This is a genomic window from Lewinella sp. (assembly GCF_050633125.1).
GTDB lineage: Bacteria > Bacteroidota > Bacteroidia > Chitinophagales > Saprospiraceae > Lewinella.
In genome coordinates this window covers 40049-49738 of sequence record NZ_JBOEFX010000115.1, presented here as the reverse complement: position 1 = coordinate 49738, position 9690 = coordinate 40049, and the positions used below count along the sequence as shown (strand labels likewise).

Below are 9690 nucleotides of genomic sequence, written 5' to 3'. Positions count from 1 at the left end.
ATAAGTCATCCCGAATTTTGATTGTCATCAAAATTCGGGATGACTTATATTTAATATTGAAGAATGATCTTCTTGACCATACTTGTTGCTCCTTGGCGAACTTCTAAAAAGTAAGCCCCTGGGCCATTCTGAGAGATATCGATATCATCACTGAAAGTTCCTTGGTACTCCCCTAAATCGAAAGAATAAATCAGGCGGGCTTCTCCATTGAATACCCGGATACTGGTCTCACCACTTTGAGGAAGCTCGAATTCGAGGCGAAACATCCCACGATTGGGATTAGGGAACAACTGGATATTCTCGATGGAAAGATTATTGATCAGTGGCATATCTACACCACGGCTAGCCATTGCTGCAGCATCCTCTTGATCCATGTCTGCCATGTCTACCTTGATGCGATCCATGTCTACTGCTGGAGACTCATCATCTATTTCCCGATCCGGATTATTGCTGAAGCTTTCGTCGTAGTTGTAGTCATACCAGTTGTTTTTGTTGCGACTCTCACCATTTTCGCCACATTCAGACCCCATGACAGCAATAGCCGTCTGTGACTCTCCGTCACGAATATATCCGACAGCTATTTCCTTACCAACATTGGTACCATTGATAACTGCACTAAGGTCTCCCCAGTCAATAATCGGTTTTCCTGCTAAGCTGGTAATAACATCTCCACTTTGCAAACCTGCTTCTTTTGCAGCCGAATTCCGTACAATATTGACGGGTACTCCTTTGCGATTCGTTTCATTATGGTTGTTGCTCACCCCAAAGAAAGGCGCTTCAGAACATGGTTGTGAAAGATTATCATCGGAAGATTCGCCCAAAACAGCATTGGCGCGCATCGTTTCTCCGTTGCGGATATAGGTAACAACCACTTCATCGCCAGGGCTAAATTTACGCAGTGCACTGGTCAAAGAACGATCATCACTCATTTGATAATCATTGATAGCAACTACGTAATCCAATGGCTCCAGACCAGCAGCCTCAGCAGCGGAACCCCGAATAACACGTTTAACGTAACTTCCATAAGGATTTGTCAAGCCTAGCTTACCAGCCTTCGTACGATCCATGTGGCCTGAATAGATACCGAGATAACCGCGCCCCATCTTGAGGCTGGGGTCATCTTCTCTCCCTATGGTACCATTAGCACGCTGAGGAGTATTGTTTCGAGAATAAGCAATTTCTATCGGATCGCCATCTTCCATATTGTTCAGCATAACGCTGATATCACTCCAGTCAATCATTGGCTGGCCATTAATACTGGTAATTACATCACCATCGTCTAGGCCTAGCTTCATCGCTGTAGAGTTTCGTACGGTAGTGATACGTACGCCAATTTCATCATCGTCATTATCATCATGTTCCCGCACTCCCAAAAAAGCAGAACCACCATAATGTTCTCCATCGGAATCACTGGGCCTCCCTAAGGTGACGGGTAGGCTCATCTTTTTTCCTTGGCGAACAATTTTCAAATCTACCTTGTCGCCAGGACGATGTGCCGCCAACAGTTCTGTCAAACCGGTATTACGGTCAACCATCTCATTATTCATGCCGATGATATAATCAAAGGGTTTTAATCCTGCGGCTGCGGCTGCGGTGCCTTTGTAAACATATTTGACCATGTCTCCATCGTCTGTAGGAAGATTAAGCAAATCTGCTTTATCATCATCAATTTCAGTGGAGCTAACACCCAGAAAAGCGCGATTGCTGTTGTGCTGAGCGTGTAGTGAAAATAGACTAGTAGTAAGAAGAAGTAACAACAGGTGTCTCATTGCGATTTTTTTTGATTCTCTGAAAGGTTTTGCGTTTTGTAGGCAATCGAAAGCAGAAAGACGATCTTTTTAGTCGCTTATACTTTTACTTTTTTAGCCACAAAATTATCAAAGAAGGAAATTTGTATGGTCAAAAGACACAACATTTAAGCTACCGTTGCACCCTAAAGCGCTTTTTTGTCAATCTTCTTGATATTTTTGCCTTAACTAAACAAAACTACTCCATGCGGAGCTTACTTGCTTTATCCGTCACCGTGGTAATCCTCTCTTTGATGGGGTGCAAAACCACTCAACCGACCCGGCCTTTGGAAAACTATACGAATGACGACCGTTTTGAAAATCAATCCTCTACTATTCGAATTCCTGTTCGATTAAATATTCAAGAACTGGAGAATTCACTTAATCAGCAACTCGGCGAGGCACTTTATCAAGACGATAGCTTTAATGATGGAGACAAAATGAAAGTTACGGCACGTAAGGATGGCACTATCAAGATTACGACAGAAGGAAGTGCTGTCAGTTACCAAGTTCCGCTTGACCTCTGGATACAATACGATTTGGGCTTGGGCAAGGTGGAGGCTACCGGTCGCTTGAATTTAGACTTCTCTACAGTATACGCTATTGGTAGTGATTGGAAATTCGCTACGCAAACAAGTTTACAGGGGCATGAATGGAAAGAGCGGCCGCGCTTAAAGGTTGGGGGCGTAAGCATCCCCGTACAATCTATTGCCAACTTGATCCTCAGCCGAAGCACAAGCACCATTAGCAATAGCATCGACACCTTGGTCGCAAATTCATTCAAACTGGAAGAAACTGTAGCAGAAGCCTGGCAGCTAATGTTCGAGCCTTATGAAATATCATCAGAATACCAGACTTGGCTACTCGTCAATCCTACCGACTTGGGGATGACACCGATCAAAACAGAGAATGGCAACATGGAAGCCACTATCATTGTCCAGTCGAAACCAGAACTACGTTTTGGCCCTAAGCCAACAGCCAATCCTACTATTTCCTTGCCTGATTTTGAATACCGAATGCTCAATGAAAGTGCAGAAGAAGGTTTTCAGATTTTCCTTGATGCTACACTACCTTATGAAGAAGCAGAACGGCTCACCAAGCAAAGTTTACAAGGAGAACGCTTTGAACAAGGTAGTCGCCATGTTGTCGTAGAAGATATCGAACTCTTTGGCCAAGGCAACAATATAGTGGTCAATCTTTTGCTATCAGGCAGTTATAATGGCCATATTTATATGACAGGCGAACCTGTCTTTAACCCTCGTCGAAACAGGATAGAAGTCGAAGACTTGGAGTATACCCTAGACAGTAAAAATTTTCTTCTCCGTTCAGCAGCATGGTTAGCTAAAGGAACGCTAAAGAAAAAACTACAGGAAAACATGGACTACTTGCTCGACTACAACCTTTCCGATGCCCAAAAGCAAATGGCGGAACAGTTACAGGATTATGAAATAAGTCCTGGGATAAAACTACAGGGAGCATTAGAAGAATTAAATATTTACAATGCTTACCTGACGACCAATGGTGTTAAAGTTGTGATGTCCTTGAAGGGCGATTTGGGAGTAATTGTGGATGGCTTATCAGATTTTGGAATGTAAACTTCCAAAATTAGCTGTTCTTTAGCGGACGATTATTATTTTTGCCGGCTATGCGGTTGAAACAACTAGAAATAAAGGGCTTTAAAAGTTTCGCCAACGAAACACAAGTCAACTTCTCTGAAGATGTCATCGGGATCGTAGGGCCTAACGGTAGTGGTAAATCAAATATCGTTGATGCCATTCGCTGGGTATTAGGAGAGCAAAAGAGTAAAGAGTTACGCCTCGATCAAATGTCGAGTGTAATCTTTAATGGTACCAAGAAAAAGAAAGCTTCGGGTATGGCCTCGGTCTCCCTTACTTTTGAAAACACCAAAAATCTACTTCCCACAGAGTACAACACGGTAACTATCACCCGGATGCTGTACCGAACCGGAGAAAGCGAGTATCGCTTAAACGGGGTTACCTGCCGGTTAAAAGACATCACCAGTCTTTTTCTAGACACCGGTATTGGCTCCAACTCTTATGCAATTATCGCATTGGGGATGGTAGATGATATCTTGGCCGACAAGGACAACTCTCGCCGTAAAATGTTCGAGCAGGCAGCAGGTATCTCCAAGTACAAAATCCGGAAGAAACAGACTCTCAATAAGCTTAAAAGCACAACGGAGGACCTGGATCGGATTGAGGACCTTTTGTACGAAATCAATGGAAACCTGAGCTCGCTTGAAAAGCAGGCAAAACGTGCTAAAAAGTATTTCGAATTAAAGAATAACTATAAAGATCTTAGCCTACAACTAGCTCGCATAAAGATCGATGATCTAAGAGATAGGCATAAAACGCTCCAAAAGCAACTTACAGAAGAAGAGGACAAGTACCGACAGTACGAAATTGATGTCACTCAACTGGAAGCAGGAATAGAATCAGAACGTAAAGCACATGTAGATAAAGAGAAAGCACTTTCCGATCGGCAACGAGACCTTAACAACCTGATCAGCCAGTTAAGGAACAAAGAAAGTGACCGGCAGATGCTGAAACAGCGTTTGCAATTTATTACTCAAAATCAGGAAAAGCTAACCCAGGATATTGCCCAAGCGAAACAACGGCTTACGCAGCTGGAAGGGCAATTGGATGACTACCGAGGAGAACTCAATGCCGAAAAGAGAGTAGAAGCTCGTTTGGAACTAGAATTAAGCACTGCTGAAGACAAACTTGCACAGATACGTTCTAGTCACGGGTCCGTAAAGGCCAATTTGGATACTATTGTTGGAGAGCAACAAGCCGTAGAACGTGAGGTTTTTGAGCAGGAAAAGCGCAGGGCGATCAACCAAAGCCGAATGGAAAACTTCGAGCAACAGAAGGCTCGAAATACCTCAGACATGGCCACCCGCGAGGAGGACATGAAAGAGCTCAATGACCGCCTAGCTGCTTTGGAAGCCAAAGAAAGCGATGCTCAAAAGCAAGTAGATGCACTTGAGTTAGCAGAAGAACAGCGGCAGCAAAAAGTCACAGAGTCTGAAACCAGACTTGAGGATTTGAATCAAAGGCGAACCAAAGTCAATCGTACGCTGGATGCTAAACGCAATGAGTATAAACTGACAAAAAGTATGATCGAAAGCCTGGAAGGATTTCCAGAATCGATCCGCTTTTTGAGTCAAAATAAAAACTGGAAACAGGATGCTCCGCTATTATCGGATCTTCTTTATGTAAAAGAAGATTACCGCGTAGCAATAGAGAACTACCTGGAGCCTTACCTGAATTATTACGTCGTTGAAAATCTCGAAGAAGCCTATCAGGCGATTCAGTTATTGGGGCGTAGCCAGAAAGGGAAGGCAAATTTCTTTATTCTCGATGCCTTTAAGGAATACCTTCCTCCAGCGGAATTGCTGCCTTCAGGTATGTTATTGGCTGCCGACCTTATAGAGACAGATGATCAATACCGGCGTTTGGTAGCTTATCTTCTCGAAAAGGTCCTTGTTGTTGACAGTGAAGACGTTAAAAGTGCCAATGCTGGTGGTGAATGGATTGTCCTCGGACGTAGCGGTCGTTTTATACGCCGCAGATTTAGCGTCTCGGGAGGGTCGGTTGGTTTATTTGAGGGCAAGAAAATTGGCCGAAAGAAGAACCTCGAGATTCTAGAAAAAGCCATTGCAAAAGCAGAAAGGGAAGAACAAAAACTATCTACGGAGTATTTCCAGGAAAAGAACGACCTAGAGCGCCTAAAGCAGCAACGCAGTAAGCAGGGTATCCAGCAGGCGAGGCAGGCAGTGAATCAGATATCACAACAGAAAGTATCTCTTGTGACTCGCCTTGAGAATTTCCAATCCTTCATGAGTGACATGCAGCAAAAGAATGAGCAGTTGCAAGCGGACACTAAACGCATGGAGGAGGAAAACAAAGAGATAGACGCTCAGCTGGCAGGAGGCCAGCGAAGGGTGGCGGAAATCAAAGAGCAAATTGCTAATACTGATGGCAGTTATAGAGAAATTGCGGAAGAGTTAAGTGCTGCATCGGCGGCTTTTAATGAAAAAAATATTTCTTTTATTCGCCAACAAAACCGGGTAACAGCCCTACAACAAGAACTCTCTTTTCGCGAGAAGCAGCTCACTGAAATCACGACTGTTCGTAAACGTAATGAGGAATCGTTGCTAAGCAGCGACCAAGAAATTCAAAATGCACAGACGAAAGTCTATGACCTTGAAGTTGAATTACAGGGCCTTTACGAAGAAAAAAACAAACGAGAAGCAGGTCTTACCGAAGCAGAGCAGGCTTACTTTGAGGCGCGTGGTGGAATCAATGAGCTAGAAGACAAGCTCCGCAAAGTGGGCCGCCTTCGCCAAGATGCTCAAATACTGATCAACCAACTTAAAGACAAATTCAGTAGTGTAAAATTCGATATCAGTACCGTAGCTCAGCGCTTGCGAATTGAATTCTCCATTGATGTCAATGAGTTCATCAATCAGGAGACAGAAATTGATGCGAAGGTTGAAAAGATGGATCCTACTGAACTAGAGTTGAAGGTAGAACGCATGAAGAGTCGTATTGATAACTACGGCGAAATAAACCCCATGGCGGTTGAAGCGTATGACGAAATGAAGGAACGCTTTGATACAATCACTAACCAACGAGAAGACATCATCGCCGCCAAGGAGTCTTTAATTAAAACCATCAAAGAAATTGAAGAAACAGCAACTATTCAGTTTCTTGATGCCTTCGATAAAGCACGCATTTACTTCATTGATGTATTCCGTAGTCTCTTTACCGAAGATGATAATTGTGACCTGATTCTGCTCGAACCAGAAAACCCGCTGGAATCTAAGATTGAAATTGTAGCAAAACCTAAAGGGAAACGGCCACAATCTATCAGTCAGTTATCAGGTGGAGAGAAAACACTTACAGCTACGGCTTTACTATTCGCCCTCTACCTGCTCAAGCCAGCACCATTCTGTATTTTTGATGAAGTAGATGCTCCTCTTGATGACGCCAACATTACCAAGTTTAACCGCATCATCAAGAAATTCAGCAAGGAAAGTCAGTTCATCATCGTCACTCATAACAAACTTACGATGGAGGCAGTAGACACCATTTATGGTGTGTTTACCAATGAACAGCAGGGGAGTGGCGTACTTCCGGTAGAATTCTCAGAATTGGATGGCAGTGGCTTCTTTAAGGCTGCGCAGAGCAATTGATATGTTGCAAAAATGTAAAACTCTGTTGATGGTTGGTGGTTGAAAGTTGATGGTCAGGTTTCCACTTTTCTAGCGAAAGCTGTTAACGATCAAAGATAGACAGCTTCCAATTGGGCACGTCATGATTTTCATGAGGGCTACTCACAAACAGCACAACGCACCAGCCTGAAAGGTTGAGAACCCTTACACTTTTATTCCTCCTCCTGATATTTATCCCTTCCCGAGCGATCAATTACCGTGCTACTTGCTTGCTGTGTACCTTGTAAAACAACATCGAGGATATTAACGTGAGCAGGCTGCTGAGCAATAAAAAAGACCGTTTCTGCAACATCACGACTGGTGAGTGGTTGGAAACCCTCATAGATATTCGCCTTTTCTTGGTCTCCATCAAAGCGGACCAGGGCGAACTCTGTTTCTTCTACATGCGCGGGAGCCACTTGGCTGACCCGAACATCATGCCGGTGCAAGTCCAGGCGCATACTTTTGGTGAGTGCGTCTACCGCAAATTTCGTAGCGCAATAAACGTTCCCCTTTGGATAAACTTCTTTACCTGCCGTAGAAGCCACATTGATGACATGTCCTTGCCTGCGAGCAACCATACCAGGCGTAACAGCTCTGGTTAGATAAAGGAGTCCTTTGATATTGGTATCTATCATTTCGTCCCAATGCTCCAGGTGACCTTCATGGATGGGGTCAAAGCCTTTGGCCTTACCGGCATTGTTCATCAAAATATCAATGTCTGACCACTCAGGAGGTAGACTATCAATAGCCTTCTGAACTGCTTCGGCTGAACGTACATCAAAAACAAGTAGATAAGATTCCGTGCCATAGCGTTCTGTCCACTCTTGTTGCAGCGCTTCCAGGCGTTCCTTTCGTCTTCCGGTGATGATTAGTCGATAGCCATTAGCTGCAAATTTTGTTGCTGTCGCACGACCAATTCCTGAGGTAGCACCTGTAATTAGGATACATTTTCCTTTTCCGACTTCGCTTTCAAGCAGGGCCGAGGCCTCTCGTTGTTGAATGAGTGCTTCCAAGCGTTGGACATTATCTTTGAGTGCTTGTAGCGTATTTTGTTCTTGCTGAAGATCAGATTTATGAGCCATAAGCTTAAAGACAGTGTCGTTTTCAGGAGTCTTCAACTCCGGGTTGATAGAAATTGCTTGTTGGTAAGCATGAAAAGCCTGCTCGTGTTCCTTTTGGCGATGATACAGGAGAGCCAGGTCATAGTAAACGAAAGCGTGCTCTGGATTGATTTCAATGGTTTTCTTAAAAGCTTTGAAAGCCTTCTTAGGATGATCAAGCGCGCCAGCGTAAAGGAGTCCTAGTTGATAATAGGCATCCTCGGGCGTGCCTTCTCTTTTCGCAGCTTCTTTAAAGTATTTGACAGCCTTTTCTGTGGCATCAGGTTCAGCTTGTAGACTTAATTCTCCTAGACGGAACCAAACATCAGCACCTTGCTCATTTATTCTAACAAGTCTTGCAAAATACTTTCGGGCAAGGGCTGGTTTACCCGCTAAATCAGCTAGTTCACCTGCTAAAAACAAGCCATTTTCGTGTTGTGGGTTTTTGGTCAGCAAAAAATTCACCTGCTCACTAGCTTCCTTGGGGCGGTCATCCTGTGCCAACAGCAAGGCATAGTTGTACAGTAATTCTTCGTTATTAGGAAAAGACTCTAGGCCTGCCTCTAGCAATGTAATACCATCCGAAAGGGTGCTGCCATCCGCAAGGCGCCAAGCTTTTTCTATCAATATTCCAACTTCATCTTCAATATCATCAGTACTTTCTTCTGGTTCCCCTTCTAGTGCTTCGAGACCAGACTCCTCTTCTTCTGGATGTTCCTCTGGCTCTCCTTCCAGTACCTCAATGCCAAAATCTTCCTCTTTGTCTATAACAACATGTTCTTCCTGAGAATCCGTTACTTCTTCTGGTTCCTTTTCATTATCAGCTGGGGTAGGAGGTAGTAGTTCTATTCCCGGTATACCTGTCAAATCAATAGGAGGGGCTTCTTCGATGACTTCTACAGGTGATTCAACTGCTTTTTCTTCTGGTGAGATGATTCTGGGTTCACCAGCAAAGGTTGCCCGAAAAGCATCACCAGCATCGGTTTCATCAAGGAAAATGAACAACTGCTCATAGGCATTGTGCTGAAATTGGTATAATTCTAGATGCAGGTTGCCTCTTAACAAGCGAATGAATTCACCTGCTTCACCAGATATATCTCGAACGGCCTTTAAATGTGTAGTAAAACTTTCGCTATTCAATCGGTTATCTTCTCGCTTCTGGCGGCGCAAATCAAGATAGCGGTCTTGCCAAAAATTAATATACTGGATAATATCCGTAACTCTTTCAAAACTGGTTGCAACCTCTTCTTTTTCGCCATTTTCCTCTAGTCTGTAACCTGGAATAACAATGGGGAGCAAGTCATGACCATGCTCATTGAGCATACTTAAACTTTGTTCCATACATTTGGTTGACCGTAGGAAATTGTCACTAACCAACAAAATGATGGCTCCTTCAAAACCTTTGAGAATAGTGGCCAGGCTTTGTTCCTGATCTCTTTGAATAGCTACCTTCTGAAAAGAAAGAACAGGAGCGAGATCTGTAGCTATTTTGTTCGCGATTTCCTCGTTTTCAATACAATAAGCTAATGATACGGGAATATTTAATGTTTGCATAGTTGGA

General features: G+C 43.7%; 4 protein-coding genes. 2 read left to right on the top strand and 2 right to left on the bottom strand.

The annotated features are described in order from the left end of the window. Nucleotides 1–50: 50 nt before the first annotated feature. On the bottom strand, nucleotides 51–1769 hold the full coding sequence (locus ACRBG0_RS22945; RefSeq protein WP_431489181.1) for a PDZ domain-containing protein: 1719 nt from the start codon (nucleotides 1767–1769) through the stop codon (nucleotides 51–53). Between the two features lie 224 nt (nucleotides 1770–1993). Between ACRBG0_RS22945 and ACRBG0_RS22940 the strand changes: the two genes are divergently transcribed. Further along, complete coding sequence (locus ACRBG0_RS22940) at nucleotides 1994–3382, top strand: DUF4403 family protein (protein WP_431489180.1); 1389 nt, start codon at nucleotides 1994–1996, stop codon at nucleotides 3380–3382. Between the two features lie 50 nt (nucleotides 3383–3432). Next, nucleotides 3433–7008 carry a chromosome segregation protein SMC gene (smc, locus tag ACRBG0_RS22935; protein ID WP_431489179.1) on the top strand — a complete coding sequence of 1192 codons (3576 nt, stop codon included), beginning with the start codon at nucleotides 3433–3435 and terminating at the stop codon, nucleotides 7006–7008. Between the two features lie 191 nt (nucleotides 7009–7199). Here the strand turns inward: smc and ACRBG0_RS22930 are convergent, their stop codons facing one another. Continuing rightward, nucleotides 7200–9683, bottom strand: a complete 2484-nt coding sequence (locus tag ACRBG0_RS22930; RefSeq protein WP_431489178.1) for an SDR family NAD(P)-dependent oxidoreductase — start codon at nucleotides 9681–9683, stop codon at nucleotides 7200–7202. Nucleotides 9684–9690: the final 7 nt, after the last annotated feature.